Here is a 16,123-nt window from a genome sequence, read left to right as displayed (position 1 = left end):
CGTTCCTGCTCGCTGCGCAGCGGGCGAGCCTGTCACGCTGTCACAACGAATCCGTGACAGTTTCGTCGCGCCCGTGATGCGCCTGGGACGTGAAGGATGTGCATTCCGATGACCGTCACCGGCTTGTTCACCTGGCTCGGCGGCGGCCGGACCAGCGCCGTCGAGGATCGCCACGAGCGCGCCGGATACGCCGTCACCGGTGCTGTCGTGCTGCTGTTCGCCACGATCTCCGGTGTCGTCGCCGCCCTCGCCGCCGCCTCCGCGTGGCCCTGGTGGGCCGCCGTGGTCTGCGGCATCGTGCTCGCCGCGCTGATCGGCGCGCTCGCCCGTGCGCTGGCGACGGCGCGGCCGAGTGGCGGACCGGATCGGCTCGGATCGATCGCCCGCGGCGCGGTCGCCGTGCTGGCCGGTGGATTGCTCGCGGAACTGGCCGCGATCGTCTTGTTCAGCGGGTCCGTCGACCGGGTGCTCGAGCAGCAGGCGCAGCGCTCGCTCGATTCGGCGCCGCGGGTCGTCGCGGCGCAGGCGGAACTGGACCGGGCGCGGGCCGACCGCGCCGCGCTCGAACAGGCGATCGCCATGGCGCAGAACGATATCGATCACGCCTTGGTGATCGCGCGCTGTGAGTTCAACCCGACCCCCGAGTGCCCTCGGACCAGGATCACCGGCGTGCCGGGCCGCGGACCGGAGGCACGGACCGCCGACGCCATGCTCGACGACGCGCGTAAGCAGCTCGCCACCGCGCGGGACCGGGTCGACGCGGCGGACCGCAGGATCGACGCGGGCCAGGCCGCCCTGACGGCCGCACGGACCGCCGCCTTCGACGACGCCGACCGCGGGCTCGGCGCGCGCTGGCAGGCGATGAACGACTACACCGTGCACCACGCGCTGCCGCTGCGCGTCCTCACCATCGTGGCGTTCGTCGCGCTCGCCCTGCTGCCGCTGGCACTGCGCTGGTGGCGTGGCGAGACCTCGTTCGACCGGCACAACGCGGCGCGCACCGTGCTCGACCGCGCCGAGCGGGAAGCCGACACGGCGATCGCGGTCAAGCAGGCCGAAGTGCGCGCCGAGGCGGAGGCCATGCGCGCCGAGCAGCAGCTCACCGCCGCCCGCCTCGCCGTCGAGGCGGACACGGCCATCGACCGGGAACGGCAGCGCACCCGCATCATCGCGGCCATCGGCGGCATCGAGATCGGCATCACCGAGCCGCCGCGCCGCCCCGAACTTCCCGCCGCCGCGGCGGACGACCGAAAGGACAGCGCCATGCCCGACGAGGCGACGCCGAACCTACCCGCTCCCACCGGCGCGCACCCGCAGGCGCCCGCCGTGGCGCCGGCGCCGAGCGGCGGTCTCGAGCTGCCGCTGATCGGCGCGATCCCGTTCACCGACACCGCGGCGCGTTTCATCCGGCCGCTGGTTCCGTCGTTCGTCGCCAACGCGATCGACACGGCGACGCATCCGTTGCGCACCGCGCGGCAGGCGTTCGAGGAGGTCGAGGAGATCACCTTCACGCTGCGGCGCACCCGCAAGGTCACCGTCGACGGCCAGACCTCGCACCCGCAGGCCGTCGGCTACCAGCTGCAGCCCGGCGCGCCCGAGATCGCGCACGCCCAGCACATCGCTTCGACCGTTGTCGACGCCGCCTACCCCGCGCCGCGCTATTCCTCGCTTCCACCCACCGGCGCCGCCGGCTACGGCCTGCCCACCGGCGCCCGCAGGGACGAACTGCCGGGCCACCACCGTCCCGAACTTCCCGAGCCCAATCGCCGCGAGCTGCCACCGGGCCACTGACGGCACCGCAGGTCTGCCGCGCCGGACGGGCCTGCGGAGGTGCGACCTGCCGCCGGACACTGACGGCACCGCCGGTCTGTCGCGCCGGAAGACCTGCGGAGGGATGCTCCGCCACTGCGGATCGGCCCTGTACAGGCACACTGCCCGCGGATCGGCGCAGCCGGGGCCTCCCCGCCGGATCGGGCCTTGCGCGACGGCACAGCGCGAGTAACGACCGCGCCGCGCCCTTCGGGACCCGATTCGGATTTCGACTACGCCACAAGACGTCCGCGCATGTACCGATCGGCCCTTTCTGCGGCCTCGACGAGTCCTCGCCTGGAACCTGCCTTCGGCGCGTACGGCAGAAACGATTCGCGGACCGGGTCGCCGGGTCGCGTCCGCCACGCCGCGGCGCTGCTCGGCATACGCTGCACCCATGCAGCACAGGGAGGTGACGCTCGCCGCGGCGCCGTGGGGGTCGCGATTGCTCGGGTCCGCCGAGGAGTCGTCGGGGGTGCGCCGTATCCGCGTTCAGTTGTTGCTCACGGTGCCCACGCTGCTGGGCAATCTCACCGGCATGGTCGTGTCGATCGTCCTGGTCGGCTTCGTCCTGCCGGGTCCATCGGTGTTCACCCAGGATCTCTTGCTGCTCGACGCGCTCGCCGCGCCGCTGTACGCGGCCTGCGCGCTGTTGCTCGGGCTGTGGTGGGGCACCAGCCGCGGGTTGCGCGTTCTGCGCTGGGCCACCGACCCCGAGCACGTGCCGACCGAGGACGAGCAAGCCGCGGCCGCGGCGGTGCCCCGCAAGCTGGTGCGCGATCAAGCGCTGCTGTGGTGCGGCGGACTCGTGCTGCTGACCACGCTGTACGGCCTCGCCGAACCGCGGTTGATCCCGAAAGTGGCCTTCGGCATCGCGTTCAGCGCCATCGTGGTGTGCGCCAACAGCTATCTGATCATCGAGTTCGCGCTGCGGCCGGTCACCGCCAGGGTGCTGGAAGCGGCGGATTCCGGCCGGCGCCGCGACATCGGCGTCTTCGGGCGCTCGCTCATCGTCTGGATGGTCGGCTCCGGCCTGCCGGTGGCCGGGATGATGGTGCTCGCGGTGCTGGCGCTCACGATGCAGGACGTCACCAAGGCGCGGCTGGCGGTCTGCGTGCTGTCGCTCGGCGGTGCGACGCTGGTCTTCGGTCTGCTGCTGATGACGCAGACCCTGGCCGCGACCGTCGCTCCCATCCGCGGCGTGCGCCGGGCGATGCGTCAGGTGGAGGACGGCGATTTCGATGTGGCGCTGGCCGTCTACGACGGCACCGAACTCGGTGAGCTGCAGAGCGGTTTCAACCATATGGTGGAAGGGCTGCGCGAGCGCGAGCAGATCAGGGACCTGTTCGGCAGGCATGTCGGGCGCGAGGTCGCCGCGGCCGCACTGGCGGGCGACCCGACGCTCGGCGGTGTGGAGACCGATGCCGCCGCCCTGTTCATCGACATCGTCGGCTCGACGACGATGGCCGCGAGCATCCCCGCGCCGGAGATGGTCGCCATCCTCAATCGGTTCTTCGGCATCGTCGTCGACGAGGTGGAGCGCCACGGCGGGCTGGTGAACAAATTCGAGGGCGACGCGGCCCTCGCCGTCTTCGGCACGCCCGCGCCGCTGGCCGACGCACCGGGCGCGGCGCTGGCCACCGCCCGCGCGATCCGGGCCAGGCTCGACAGCGACGCGGCCGATTTCGTCGCCGCCATCGGCGTGGCCGCGGGCCGGGTGGTCGCGGGCAATGTCGGCGCGCATCAGCGCTACGAGTTCACCGTCATCGGCGACGCGGTCAACGAAGCGGCCCGCCTGTGCGAACTCGCCAAGCAAGAGGGCTTGCTGCTCGCCTCCAGCACGACCGTCGCGGCGGCTGCCGAGCCGGAGGCGCGGCATTGGCAGCTCGGCGACTCCGTCACCCTTCGCGGCCGCCTGGCGCCGACCCGGCTCGCCCGCCCGGCCTGACGACGTCTTCACCGTGCAGATGTTCCGGCGAGCATTTCGACGGTCTCAGCGACCGGTCGTGCGGCGCGGAAATGCTCGCTGCCGGTGGCCGGGCATCGGCTGTCGCCTGGTCGGGAGCGGAATCCTCGCGGCGGGGTAGCAGCAACGGGCTGGCGAGAATCAGCAGTCCCGCGACTGTGATCGCCGTGCGTGGGCTGGTGGCGTCGGCGAGCAGTCCGCCGAGCGCGCTGAGCGCGGCGATGGCGGCGCTGCTGCTGATCGACCAGGCCGACAAGGCGCGGGCGACGCGGTCCTCCGGTGTGTGCTCGAGCCGATAGGTGGCCAGTACCGGGTTGTACAGGCTCATGCTGACGATGATCGCGAGCTCGACAGCGATCACCGTCGCCAGGCCCGCGACACCTGGCTGGACGAACGCGAGGCCGATCAGCCAGATCGCGCGCAGCGTGCCGACGGTACGCAGGACCGGGTGCCGGCCGTACCGCCGTACGACACGACCGGCGAGGCGTGCGCCGATCAGCCCGCCGACGCAAGGGGCGGCGAACGCCAGGCAGTACTGCCAGGGTGGGAAGCCGAGCTCACCGAGCAGCAGTACGGCCAGCAACGGCTCGGTGGCCATGATCAACCCGCCGACCAGCAATTGGTTGAAGTAGAGCGCCCGCAGGCCAGGATGACCCAGAATGTGCCGCCAGCCGTCGAGCAACTCAGCGGCCCGCATCCTGCGCTCGCCGGTTCGCCGCGGGGTGTCCTCCCGGCCGCGAATCGCCGTGACCGCCAGCGCGGAGCACAGGTAGCTCAGCGCATCGGCAACCACGGTGGTGACCGGTCCGAACAGGCCGATCGCCGCCCCGCCCAGCGGCGGCCCGACGGCTATGGAGCTCCACGTGGTCGATTCGAACCGCGCGTTGGCCACGAGTAGGTCCTGCGGCCGCACGATGGCTTTGAGATACGCGCCGCTCGCCGCGTTGAAGGCGATCTTGGCCGCCGCGACCACCGCGGAGACCGCCAGCAATTGGACGAAACCGAGCCGGCCGAAGGCGTAGGCGAGCGGGATCGTCATCATGACCGCGAACCGGATCAGGTCCATCGCGATCAGCACCGGCCGCTTGCGGCGGAACTCCACCCACGGCCCGAGCGGCAACGCGATCAGCGCGCCCACCGCAGGCCCCACCGCCGACAGCGCGGACACCTGCGCGGGTCCCGCGTGCAACACCAGGACGGCGATCAGCGGCAAGGCGCCGAATCCGAGCCCGGAGCCGTAGGCGCTGACCGCGTAGGCCGTCCACAGCCAACCGAACGGCCGCCCCAGGGATCGTCCGGTCGCCAAGCTGCGCACCTCCCGCTTCGGACAACTCGCTGTTGATCGCCGTGATCAAAGCAAGACCGATGACGCCGAATCAAACAACCGATCGGGCGGCGAGCCACAACGATTCGTTGTGTGGCTAGGGTTTCCGCGTGGATCTCAACGCCGTGCGAACCTTCGTCGCCGCCGCGGACGCCGGCCAATTCCAAGAAGCCGCCGCGGAACTCGCGATCACTCAGCAGGCGGTCTCCAAGCGCATCGCGTCGCTGGAGAAAGACCTCGGCGTGCGCTTGTTCGCCCGCACCGCACGCGGCGCTCAACTCACCATCGACGGTCAAGCCTTCCTGCCGCACGCCCGTGAATTGCTCCGGGTCGCCGAGCGCGCCGACGCCTCGGTGCGCCCTGGCCGGCGCGTGCTCCGTGTCGACATCGTCGCCCGGCGAATCGTGACCGGAGTGCTGCTCCAGGATTTCCACCGCACGCATCCCGGCATCGATTTGGACGTCGTCACCCTCGACGCCGACCTCGACGCGGCGATCGCCGCCGTGGAAGCCGGAACAATCGATGCCACCTTCCACGCCGTCCCCCCGCGGCAGCGTCTCCCCGACGCGATCAGCACTGCCCGAGTGATCGACGAGCCGCACCAGTTGCTGGTCGGCCCCCGCCACCCGCTCGCCACCGCCCGCGCCGTCACGCCCTGGCAGCTTGCCGGGCACCGGATCTGGATGCCGGGCCTGCCTGTCCGTGGCGAGGTGGCCGACTACTACGCCGAATTCGCGACCACCTTCGGGTTCACCATCGACATTCTCGGCCCGGTCTTCGCGAAAGAGGCTCTGCTGGACGAGATCGCGGAGGCGTCGGACCTGGCGACCCTGATCGGCGAAGGGTCGCGGTATCTGTGGCCGGACCGCTACGACCTGCGGCGAATTCCGGTGCGTCAGCCGACGCCGGTCTACCCGATGTCGATGATCTGGCGCGGTGACAATCCCCATCCCGCCCTCGTCGAACTTCGCGACTACCTCGACGCGAGGCGAGCGCACGCACCCGCCGCAGACGTTTGGGTACCGACATGGGCGCAGCGCGTGCCGCCCACCTGACAGAAATCATCCACGCACTCGGCGCAACCGGAACGCCACCACCGCCGCGATCAACAGAATCGAGGTGGTGCCGACGGCCGCGAAGTGAATGCCGGAGACGAAGGACTCGTGCACCGAGGCGAGGAACGAGCGCCCGGCGGCCTCCGGCAGTTCACGGGCGAAAGCGGTGGCGGCGCCCAGCGATTCGGACGCGGCCGCCATCCGGTCTCCGGGCACGTGGGTCGGGTCGATGCCGTTGCGGAAGATCGCCATGACCACGCTGCCGAGTATCGCGACGCCCAGCGCGACGCCCGTCTCGTACGCGGTCTCGGAGACCGCGGCGGCCGCACCCGCGCGTTCCGGCGGCGCGGAGCCGACCACCAGATCCGACGACACGGTCAGCGCGACACCGACTCCCGCCCCGATGAGCAGGAAACCGAGCACGAACGGCGTCGTACTGGTGGCCGCGTCGGGGCGGAGCAAGCCGAACAGCGCCGCGCCCGCCGCCGCCGTGATCAGCGCGCCGCCGAGCACCGTGCCCGGCCGCAGTCGCCGCACCAACCAGGCCGCGGCGAGCGAGGCGATCATCCCGGCCGTCAGACCGGGCAGCAGCAGCAAACCGGCCTGCAGCGGGGAGCGCCCCAGCACCAGCTGGAGATACTGCGAGCCGAAGAACAGCACACCGGCCAGCGCGAACACCGCGAGCAGATTGGTCAGCACCGCCGTACGGAACTTCGGCAGCGCGAACAGCGCCAGATCCAGCATCGGTTGCGCCAGCCGTCGCTGCCTGCGCACGAACCACGCGCCTGCCAGCAGGCCGAGCACGCCGACCACCGCGACCCGCACGCTCGGACCGTGCGCGGCGCATTCCTTCACCGCGTACACCACCGGCACCAGCGCGAGCATCGACAGCACGGCGCTGAGCAGGTCGAAGCGACCGGGTCGCGGATCACGCGACTCCGGGATCAGCACCGGACCCAGTCCGATCAGCACCAGCATGACCGGCAGGTTCACCAGGAAGACCGAACCCCACCAGTAGTGCTCGAGCAGCCAGCCGCCCAACAGCGGTCCCGCCGCGGCGCCACCGCCCGCCATCGCGCTCCACACCGCGATCGCGACGGTTCGCTGCCGCGGATGGAGGAACATCGACCGGATCAACGCCAGCGTGGCGGGCATCAACGTCGCGCCGGCGACACCCTGCAGCACGCGTGCCGCGATGAGCATCTCCGGAGTGAGGGCCCACGCCGCCAGCACAGAGGCCGCGCCGAATCCGGCCGCGCCGAGCAACAGCAGCTTGCGCCGCCCGATCCGGTCGCCCAGATTGCCCATGACCACGAGCAGTCCGGCGAGCACGAACGAGTAGACGTCGATGATCCACAGCAGTTGCGGCGTGGTGGGCGCGAGATCGGCGCTGATCGCGGGCACGGCCAGATCGAGCACCGTCGCGTCGACGGCCAGCAACAGGAGGGCCAGGGCCAGCACGGACAACCCCACCCACTCGCGTGCCCCCGCGCGGGGCGGGGCGTTGGTCGATAGTTCCGTGGCCGGGGTGGTCTGGGGGGTCATGACTTTCTCGACTTCCGTCGTCTGGTTTCTTACCGTCCAGACGGTATAGTACCCACCTAACCGTCTGGACGGTATAGTCATCCTGGTGACGGCTGACACCCGCGACCGCATCCTGGACGCGCTCGAGACCTTGCTCCTGGAAAAAGGCATGGCGCACGTGACGTTGGAGAACGTCGCGGCCACCGCGGGCGTCTCCAAAGGCGGCTTGCTCTATCACTTCAAGAGCAAAGACGCCCTGCTAGCGGGCTTGGTCCGCAGACTGGCCGACCGTGCGGGCCAGCAGCTGGACAGCGCGGTCGCCAAAGGCGGCTCGGTTGCCGAGTGGTACCTGCAGACGCCGAACCCGGCCGACGAGGCGGAAGCGGTAGAACTCGAGCTCTACCGGTCGATGCTCGCGACCATGCGCACCATCGACGCCACCCCGGAGCCGGGCGAGGTGCAGCGGGCGCTGGCCGACATGATGACTTCCTGGTCGGACGGTCTGGACGAGGAGGTCGACGACCCGGTGCGGGCCGACCTCATCCGGCTGGTCGGCGACGGCGTCTACCTGCGCGCGCTGCTCGGCCTCCCGCCGATCGATCCGGTTCGCTACCGGCACGTGGTGGACCGCTTACTGCGACGCTGACGGTTAGACTCGGCCCGTGCTGCCAGCCGCCGAACCGGCCGGCGCCGTCGGGGCGGGAACAGATCCGGTACCGGGGTCTCCTGGAACGACGGTGCCGATCCGACCGCTGAGTTTCCGTGAACTGCTCGATGTGCCGTTCGCGCTGATCCAGGCGAACATCCGCGCCCTGGCCTGGGTGAGCGTGCCGGGATTCCTACTCGCCGAGGCCGTGGTCGTCGCGGTGACCGCGGGCGGCTCCGCGCTCACCGGCGGCTCCGACACCGGCACCGCGTGGTCGGCGATCCTGGCCACCGCGGCCTGCGCGTGGCTGCTGCGGTTCGCGTTACGCGCCACGACCGTGGCCCTCGGGCTCGCGACCGTCGGCGGCGCGCCGATCGGCCAGGGGACGGCGCTCCGCCGATTCGGCGCGACGCTCGGCCCGCTGCTGGTGTTCCAACTGTTGTTCACCGTGGTCGGGGTCGGCGTGCTCGCGGTGAGCGGCCTGCCGATCGTCACGCTGCCGCTCGCCGGGATCTGGCTGGGCTGGCTGCGCGCCCGCCGCTGGGTGACGGTGCCGGTGTTGTTCGTCGAGCGCACTTCGCATCGCGACGGCGTCGCACGCGCGAAACTGCTCGCGGAGGGCGCGGAGTGGCCGACCACCGGGCTCTGGATCGTCCAGCGGGCGCTGTTCACGCTGCTCGCGGTCCCGCTGCTGGCCATTCCGCTGTTCGTCTCGGATTTCTCCGGCACCCACCGCTGGCCGGTGCTCGTGCTGGTCACGTCGGCGGTTCTGCTGCTGACGGCATTCGGCGAAGTGGTCGAGGCTTCGTCGCGCGTGGTGTGCTACGTCGATCGGCGCTGTCGCAGAGAGGGATTGGACATCCGCATTCCCCGGAGGCAGGCGCGATGAGCGATCCCGCCCCGCCGGGGCAGCGACCGGCCGAGGTCGTGTTGTCGAAAGGTCCGCACACCACGAACGACCCGGCGCCGGGCACCCCACGACTCGGCGCCGCCGCCGAACATCGCGCCGCCGCCGAATCCGCCGCTCGGCAGCGGGATTTCGACCGTGCCCTGCGGGAACGTTTCCGCGCCGTGCTGCGCGGCCTGGAGCAAGGCGGTGTGCTCGAGGTCCGGCGGTCGCGCACCGCGCGGGAGACCGCCGACGACGTGACGACCGCGCTGCCGCTCGAGACCGCCACCGAGATCCAGCCGGCCGCACAAAGTTTCGACGAGGTGGTCTACGGCGGACGCCGCGCGACCGAGGACGAGTACCGCAGGCTGGAGTACGCCGACCGGTTCTCCGCATCCGCTCCCCCGCCCGCACCGGAACCGGTGGAGATCGAGGCGGTTGAGCGGGCTCCGCGCACCGGGCGCACACTGCCGCCGCTGCCGAAGGTGCTGCGCGACCCCCGGTTCTGGGCGGTGCTCGCCGTGACGGCCGCGGTGTTGCTGCTGGTCTACGGCGCTCTGCAGTCCTGCGGCGCGCCGGTCGCGCCGACCGCCCCGCCACCGCAACCGCCCCCGGATCTGCCCGATGTCCCGCCGCCGGACCGCCCCGGCTTCGGGACGGGCGAGGACGCGATCTGGGATCGGCTGCCCGCGCCGATCTTCTACGGCGGCGTGCAGTTCCTCATCGCCGCCGCGGTGGTGGTGTGGTGGCGTGCCCGCAGACGGGGTGCTCTGGTGCGCGAGCCGCGGCCGGTCGAGGTGGCCGCGAACGAACTGCTCGCGGGCCAGGCGGCGCTGTACCGCCGCGCGAAGGACCACGATCACGTCGCGGGGAAGCTGCGGGCGGCCACGCTGCGCCGCGTTCGCACCCCGCTCGGCATCACGGCCGACACCCCGCCGGACCGGATCGTCGCCGTGATCGCGGCGCGCATCGGCGCCGACCCCGCCCGGATCGGCGCCGCGCTGTTCGGCCCGGTGCCCGATCCGGAGACCCTCCGGATGGTCGCCGCTCAGCTCGAACGGATCGAATCGGAGGTCGGATGAGACGCCGTCGCGCACCGCTTGTCCGGCTCATGGCCTGCGGGAACGCCCGCGAACCACAGGAGACGCAATGACCAGCACCGAAACCACCCCGACGGCCGAGCAAGCGGGCGCCGCGTTCCACGCCCTGCGCGCCGAGATCGGCAAAGCGGTGGTCGGCAACGACAACGCGGTCATGTACCTGGTACTCGCCCTGCTGTGCCGCGGCCACGTACTGCTCGAAGGCGTGCCGGGGGTGGCCAAGACACTGCTGGTGCGGGCGCTGGCCACGGCGCTCGACCTGGAGCACGCGCGGGTGCAGTTCACCCCGGACCTGATGCCGGGCGACGTCACCGGGTCGCAGATCTACGATCCGCACTCCGCCGAGTTCACCTTCCGGCAGGGTCCGGTGTTCACCAACCTGCTGCTCGCCGACGAGATCAACCGCACGCCGCCGAAGACCCAGTCGGCCCTGCTGGAGTCGATGGAGGAGCGCCAGGTCTCGGTGGACGGGAAGCCGCAGCCGCTGCCCGATCCGTTCGTCGTCGTCGCTACTCAGAACCCGATCGAGCAGGAGGGCACCTATCCGCTGCCGGAGGCGCAGCTGGACCGGTTCCTGTTCAAGGTGGACATCCACCTCCCCGGCCGCGACGACGAGTTCCGCATCCTGCAACGCCATGCCGCGGGCTTCGATCCGCGCGACCTCACCGCCGCCGGGCTGCGCCCGGTCGCGGGCCCGGCGCACATCGCCGCCGCGCGCGCCGCGATCGCGCAGACCACGATCAGCCCCGAGGTGCTCGCCTACACCGTCGACGTGTGCCGGGCCACCCGCACCTCGCCCGCTGTGCGGCACGGCGCGTCGACCCGTGGCGCGACCGCGCTGATGGCGGCCGCCCGCGCGTTCGCCTGGCTCAACGGACGCGGCTTCGTCACACCGGACGATGTGAAGGCCGTCGCCGTCGCCGTGCTGCGGCACCGCCTGCACCTGCGTCCAGAAGCCGAACTGGACGGCGTGACCACCGAGGGCGTGCTGTCGTCGCTGCTGCTTTCGGTTCCGGTCCCGGTGTAGCCGATGGTCGTCACCGGTCGGCTGGCCGCCGCGGCAGGCGTTGCGGCCCTGTTCGTCACCCTGGTCCTGCCGTCCGTGCTCGGCGTGGTCGTGGTGACCTGCGTCCTGGCCGCCGGGCTGCTCATCGATCTCGCCGCGGTGGGGCGCGCGCGGGACCTGACGCTTTCCCGCGAGGCACTGACCACGGTGCGGCTCGGGCGCTCCGTCGAAGTGGAACTCGTCGCGGTCAACACCGGAGCGCGCCGACTGCGCGGCACGGTCTGGGACGACTGGCCCGGCAGCGCACGCGCCGAGAACCGCACGCACGGCCTGGATCTCCCCCCTGGCACCAAAGTCCGTCTCCGCACCACGCTCACGCCCGCCTACCGCGGCGACCGGGTGGCCGGCCAGGTCACGGTGCGACTGCTCGGCCCGCTCGGACTGGCGGGCAGGCAGACGAGACGGGACGTGCCAGCCCGGGTGCGGGCGCTGCCCGCGTTCCGCGCTGAGCGGCTGCTGCGGTCGAAAGTCAAGCGATTGCAGCATCTCGACGGCCGCAATCTGGCCAACCTGCGCGGTCAGGGCACCGAATTCGACTCCTTCCGCGAGTACGTCGCCGGCGACGACGTGCGCGCCATCGACTGGCGCGCCACCGCCCGCGCCACCGACGTCCTGGTCCGCACCTGGCGTCCGGAGCGCAACCGGCACGTGCTGATGCTGCTGGACACCGGCCGGGTCAGCGCGGGACGGGTCGGGGACGGAACGCGCTTGGACGCGAGCATCGAGGCGGCCCTGCTGCTCGGCGGTCTGGCGGTCGCCGCGGGCGATTCGGTCGATCTGCTCGCCTACGACCGCCGAGCGCGCGCCGAGGTGCGCGGTGCAGGCGGAAGAGGTCTGCAGGCGAAGCTGCTGCACGCCATGGCCGGAATCGCTCCCGCTCTCGTCGACACCGACAGCGCCGGACTGGTGCGAGCGGCCGTTCAGCGCGCCCGCAGGCGCAGCCTGGTGGTCTGGTTCACCAGCCTCGACGGCGCCGCGGTGGAGGAGAACCTGTTGCCCGTGTTGCCGGTCCTGGCGCAGCGGCACCGGGTGCTCATCGTCTCGGTGACCGATCCGGATGTCGCCGCGGCGGCCGCCCGGCGCGAAGACCTGAACGACCTCTACGCCGCGGCCGCCGCCGAATCCGTGCTCGCCGAACGCGCACTGGTTCAGGAATCGCTGCGCCGCAGCGGGATCGCGGTCGTCGCGGCGTCCCCGGAACGCCTGCCGGAGGCTCTGGCGGACGAATACCTGGAACTGAAGCAATCCGGAGCCCTCTGAGTCTTCCCGTCGGGCCGCGGACTCGTCGAAGAGCGTCCTCGCGCGCCCGCCGAGGAGGATCATGACCCCATGGCCTCAGATCTCGCCGCCTTCGTCCGCGGATTGCCCAAAGCGGAACTGCACCTGCATCTGGAAGGGACGCTGGAGCCGGAGCTGAAGTTCCGCCTCGCCCGGCGCAACGGCATCGAACTGCCGGAGAAGAGCGTGGAGGAGGTCAAGCAGACCTATCGGTTCCACGACCTGACGTCGTTCCTCCAGGTCTACTACCCCGCGATGCGCGTTTTGCAGCGCCCGGAGGACTTCCACGACCTCGCTTTCGACTATCTGCGCCGGGCGCACGGCCAAGGCGTGCGTCATGTCGAACTCTTCTTCGATCCGCAGGCCCACACCGGACGCGGCATCCCGTTCCCCACGGTGATCAGCGGATACCGGTCGGCGATCGCTCGGGCGCGGCGGGAACTGGGGATGTCCGCCGAACTGATCCTGTGTTTCCTGCGCGACCACTCCGCGGAATACGCCATGGCGACGCTGCTGGAAGCGCTGCCGTACAAGAGCTGGATTCTCGGCGTCGGGCTCGATTCCGACGAGCGGGGCAACCCGCCGAGCAAGTTCGCCGCCGTCTTCGAGCGCGCCCGCGCGGAAGGCTTCCTGCTGACGGCACACTGCGACATCGACCAGCCGGATTCGATCGAGCACATCCGCCAGGCGCTGGAGGACATCGCCGTCGACCGCATCGACCACGGCACCAACATCGTGGAGGACGACCGTCTGGTCGAACTGGCCGCGTCCAAAGGGATCGCCCTGACCTGCTGCCCGGTGTCGAACTCCTTCGTCACGGCGCGGATGAAAGCCGAAGAGATCGTCGGCCTGCTGAACCGCGGGCTGACGGTGACGGTCAACAGCGACGACCCCGCGTACTTCGGCGCGTACGTGGCCGACAACTACCTCGCGCTCGCCGATGAGGGCGGTCTTGGGGTGGATCAGCTGACCGAGTTGGCCCGCAACTCGTTCCGCGCCTCCTGGATCACCCCGGCCCGGCAGGACGCCTATCTGCGCGAGATCGACGACTACCTGGCGGCGAACGGCTGACCGGCGGGCGGCGGGAACACCGGGAACAGCGGCCGCGGCAGCACTCGGCGCTGCCGTTCGGCGATGACCGCGCCGAGCACCTGCGACGGCGGATACCCGGCCGGTGGCGCGACGCGCAACCGGTCGCACACCTCGGTCACGAGCGCCGTGCCCAGTTGGTGTTGCGCCGCAGGCGTCAGCGTGCGCAAGCGCGTCAGGTACTGCCGCGCCGCGAGCGCGAGGTCTTCCGGTAGCCCGGACAGGTCGAGCTGCGCGCTCCAGCCGGTCAGCCACGGCGGCGCGATCGCCAGCGCGGGCGGCGGCAGCGGGTGTTGCGCGTGCACGACCACGGTGCCCGCGAGCACGTCACCGATCCGCCGCGCCTGCGGCGAGCACATCGAGGTGAGCACCGCGATGGCGCCGAACCCGCCGAGCATCCAGAAATCGACGATCGCGCCGGCGAGGCCGCGGGTGAGCGCGTGCCGGAAGTCGATCGGCCCGCCGTCTTGGCGCACCACCCGCAGCCCGAGCATCAGCTTTCCCAGCGTCCGCCCGCGCCAAGCGGTCTCGCAGGCCACCGGGTAGCCGACCAGCACCGTCACGATGGTCACCAGGACGACCACGTCCAGCCACGCCGAGTCGACGCCCGCGGGCAGCAGCAGCGTGACGATCGCGAACAACAGCACGAACCCGAGCGCGCACTGGGCCAGCACGTCGATCAGGAACGCGGTGGCCCTGGTGGGGATCCGGGCGATCGGCAGTTCCAAGGCCACTGCTTCGCCGGTGGTGAACTCAGCCATGTCGATAGCATTCTTGCGACCGGCGGGAGTGGGAGGCAACCGAATGGACGTGGACGCATACAGCCTGGCGCACCGCAGGGCGTGGGACCGGCTCGACTATCTGTCCAAACGGAGCAAGCTGACCGGCGCGGAGGCGGACGAACTCGTCGTGCTCTACCGCCGCACCTCCCAGCAGCTGGCGCGGTTGCAGTCGCACAGCCCCGACCCGGAGCTGATCGCCGGGCTGAGCGCTCTGCTGGCGCGTGCGCGCGGCCGGGTGCTCGGGACGCGAGCCGACACCTGGCAGGAGATCGGGCGGTTCTTCAGCCATCGCTTCCCCGCGGCGCTCTACCGGTCGTGGCCCTGGTGGGCCTGCGTGGCCGCGGCGTTCCTGTCGGTGTCGGCCGGGTTGGCCGTCTGGGTGGATCGGTTCGATTCCGCCCGGGATGCGCTCGGCATCCCCGATGACACAGGCAGTCTCACCGCACCTGGCGGCGCGTTCGAGACGTACTACTCGGAGCATCCGCAGGGGGCCTTCGCCGCGCAGGTGTGGACCAACAACGCGTGGGTGACGGCGATCGCCTTGTTCACCGGCGTCTTGATCCTGCCCGCGGTCTATCTGCTGTTCATGAACGCGCTCAATCTGGGCGTCAGCGCCGGGCTGATGGCCGAGGCGGGGCGGCTGGATTCGTTCTTCGGCTTCATCCTTCCGCACGGCACTCTGGAGCTGACCGCGGTGTTCGTCGCGGGCGGCGTCGGCCTGAAACTCGGTTGGACGCTGATCGATCCGGGACGGCTCAGCCGGGTGGAGGCGGTGGCCAGGCAGGGACGGGCGACCGCGACCGTCGCGCTCGGCCTGGTCGGAGTGCTGCTGGTGTGCGGCTGCATCGAAGGATTCGTGACGCCGAGCCCGTTGCCCGCGCCGCTTCGCATCGCGATCGGGTTCACCGCCGAGGCGTTGTTCCTGGTGTATGTGTTCGGAGTGGGACGCCGCGCGGCCACACAGCGGGCGAATCCAGGAGCCGGGGCATCGAGCAGTCAGCCGGTGGCTGTGACGCAGCCAACATTCAGCACACGCTGAGTGAAGTGACTGGGACAATCGGCAGCTAAGCGGCGCCAGATCGGTTCGGAAGTCCCCCATTTGAGTTCCGCTGGCCGCAGCGAGTCGCTGCTCTAGCTGCGGCCAGCGTTACCGTCAACTCTACACAATCGTTACCCCTACGCAACCCTCCCTGCCGAGGTCAAGCGTATTAAGCAGCGCTTCAGCAAACCCTGGCGGCAGCACCTTTCAGCCCGGTGCCAGCTAACCGCATGCGACCCGCGCGACCGCGGTTTCGGCCAGCGGACAGCGCTCCGGCGAAACGGAGCGAAAAGTCGCCGGGATTGCTTCCCGGCAATGAATCGGCGCTCGCCGCGGGCGTTAGCCGAGCAGTTGGATAGACCTCTCCATGGTGCCCGACACCCCTCCCCACCTGCACGTTCATTTGCACGAAAGATCGATTGCTGAGCACCCGTCAATAGAAAGAGACCACAAGTTTGTTTACGCGGTAATAAACCGGGTATAGACATAGCGGCGCACCGGAAAGACCGGGCAGTTCCCCGACAGGCTCCGCATTAACCAATGAGTGAAAAGGATC

The 16,123-nt window shown here is 70.7% G+C and carries 13 protein-coding genes; 10 read left to right on the top strand and 3 right to left on the bottom strand.

Going from position 1 to position 16,123, the window contains the following annotated elements; all coding sequences use genetic code 11:
- Positions 1 to 108 precede the first annotated feature (108 nt).
- The gene (locus U3653_RS02665; protein WP_195079622.1) at positions 109 to 1,791 is read left to right on the top strand and encodes a DUF4407 domain-containing protein; all 1,683 of its coding nucleotides are present in this window, start codon (positions 109 to 111) and stop codon (positions 1,789 to 1,791) included.
- Between the two features lie 415 nt (positions 1,792 to 2,206).
- Entirely contained in the window at positions 2,207 to 3,757 is a 1,551-nt protein-coding gene (locus tag U3653_RS02660; RefSeq protein ID WP_195079621.1) for an adenylate/guanylate cyclase domain-containing protein, read from the top strand.
- On the opposite strand, the gene U3653_RS02655 is transcribed toward U3653_RS02660, so the two are convergent.
- Positions 3,708 to 5,081, bottom strand: coding sequence for an MFS transporter (locus U3653_RS02655; RefSeq protein ID WP_323124352.1), 1,374 nt, complete (start codon positions 5,079 to 5,081; stop codon positions 3,708 to 3,710). The two genes, U3653_RS02660 and U3653_RS02655, sit on opposite strands and share 50 nt — an antisense overlap.
- 128 nt (positions 5,082 to 5,209) lie before the next feature.
- Between U3653_RS02655 and U3653_RS02650 the strand changes: the two genes are divergently transcribed.
- Positions 5,210 to 6,154: a LysR family transcriptional regulator gene (locus U3653_RS02650; RefSeq protein ID WP_195079620.1), complete on the top strand. Its 945-nt coding sequence runs from the start codon at positions 5,210 to 5,212 to the stop codon at positions 6,152 to 6,154.
- A 6-nt stretch (positions 6,155 to 6,160) separates the two neighbouring features.
- Here U3653_RS02650 and U3653_RS02645 read toward each other — a convergent pair whose 3' ends face one another.
- Complete coding sequence (locus U3653_RS02645; protein ID WP_195079619.1) at positions 6,161 to 7,699, bottom strand: MFS transporter; 1,539 nt, start codon at positions 7,697 to 7,699, stop codon at positions 6,161 to 6,163.
- Between the two features lie 85 nt (positions 7,700 to 7,784).
- On the opposite strand from U3653_RS02645, the gene U3653_RS02640 reads away from it, so the two are divergent.
- The 6 genes from U3653_RS02640 (at position 7,785) to add (ending at position 13,728) form a co-directional block, all read left to right on the top strand.
- Complete coding sequence (locus U3653_RS02640) at positions 7,785 to 8,324, top strand: TetR/AcrR family transcriptional regulator (protein ID WP_195079618.1); 540 nt, start codon at positions 7,785 to 7,787, stop codon at positions 8,322 to 8,324.
- 91 nt (positions 8,325 to 8,415) lie between these two features.
- Positions 8,416 to 9,213, top strand: coding sequence for a hypothetical protein (locus U3653_RS02635; RefSeq protein WP_323124351.1), 798 nt, complete (start codon positions 8,416 to 8,418; stop codon positions 9,211 to 9,213).
- Positions 9,210 to 10,295 (top strand): DUF4129 domain-containing protein, encoded by a 1,086-nt coding sequence (locus tag U3653_RS02630; RefSeq protein WP_195079617.1) that lies wholly within the window; start codon positions 9,210 to 9,212, stop codon positions 10,293 to 10,295. Before U3653_RS02635 ends, U3653_RS02630 begins: the two co-directional genes overlap by 4 nt.
- 67 nt (positions 10,296 to 10,362) lie before the next feature.
- Positions 10,363 to 11,340: an AAA family ATPase gene (locus U3653_RS02625; RefSeq protein ID WP_195079616.1), complete on the top strand. Its 978-nt coding sequence runs from the start codon at positions 10,363 to 10,365 to the stop codon at positions 11,338 to 11,340.
- Between the two features lie 3 nt (positions 11,341 to 11,343).
- On the top strand, positions 11,344 to 12,639 hold the full coding sequence (locus U3653_RS02620) for a DUF58 domain-containing protein (protein ID WP_195079615.1): 1,296 nt from the start codon (positions 11,344 to 11,346) through the stop codon (positions 12,637 to 12,639).
- Between the two features lie 69 nt (positions 12,640 to 12,708).
- Complete coding sequence (gene add / locus U3653_RS02615; protein ID WP_195079614.1) at positions 12,709 to 13,728, top strand: adenosine deaminase; 1,020 nt, start codon at positions 12,709 to 12,711, stop codon at positions 13,726 to 13,728.
- On the opposite strand, the gene U3653_RS02610 is transcribed toward add, so the two are convergent.
- A complete protein-coding gene (locus U3653_RS02610) occupies positions 13,707 to 14,507 on the bottom strand; it encodes an RDD family protein (RefSeq protein WP_195079613.1) in 801 nt (266 codons plus the stop codon). The genes add and U3653_RS02610 overlap by 22 nt on opposite strands.
- A 43-nt stretch (positions 14,508 to 14,550) precedes the next feature.
- Here U3653_RS02610 and U3653_RS02605 point away from each other — a divergent pair, with 43 nt between their 5' ends.
- Entirely contained in the window at positions 14,551 to 15,567 is a 1,017-nt protein-coding gene (locus tag U3653_RS02605; protein ID WP_195079612.1) for a stage II sporulation protein M, read from the top strand.
- Positions 15,568 to 16,123 lie beyond the last annotated feature (556 nt).

Origin of the sequence: Nocardia implantans (assembly GCF_035544775.1) — a bacterium.
Classification (GTDB): Bacteria; Actinomycetota; Actinomycetes; order Mycobacteriales; family Mycobacteriaceae; genus Nocardia; species Nocardia implantans.
The sequence above is the reverse complement of the archived record's forward strand: the minus strand, read 5'-3'. Positions and strand labels throughout refer to the sequence as shown.

Coding starts and splice junctions, on each gene's coding strand:
- U3653_RS02660 (WP_195079621.1), top strand. CDS start 2,207: ATGCAGCACAGGGAGGTGACGCTCGCCGCGGCGCCGTGGGGGTCGCGA.
- U3653_RS02625 (WP_195079616.1), top strand. CDS start 10,363: ATGACCAGCACCGAAACCACCCCGACGGCCGAGCAAGCGGGCGCCGCG.
- U3653_RS02645 (WP_195079619.1), bottom strand. CDS start 7,699: ATGACCCCCCAGACCACCCCGGCCACGGAACTATCGACCAACGCCCCG.
- add (WP_195079614.1), top strand. CDS start 12,709: ATGGCCTCAGATCTCGCCGCCTTCGTCCGCGGATTGCCCAAAGCGGAA.
- U3653_RS02630 (WP_195079617.1), top strand. CDS start 9,210: ATGAGCGATCCCGCCCCGCCGGGGCAGCGACCGGCCGAGGTCGTGTTG.
- U3653_RS02610 (WP_195079613.1), bottom strand. CDS start 14,507: ATGGCTGAGTTCACCACCGGCGAAGCAGTGGCCTTGGAACTGCCGATC.
- U3653_RS02665 (WP_195079622.1), top strand. CDS start 109: ATGACCGTCACCGGCTTGTTCACCTGGCTCGGCGGCGGCCGGACCAGC.
- U3653_RS02620 (WP_195079615.1), top strand. CDS start 11,344: ATGGTCGTCACCGGTCGGCTGGCCGCCGCGGCAGGCGTTGCGGCCCTG.
- U3653_RS02605 (WP_195079612.1), top strand. CDS start 14,551: ATGGACGTGGACGCATACAGCCTGGCGCACCGCAGGGCGTGGGACCGG.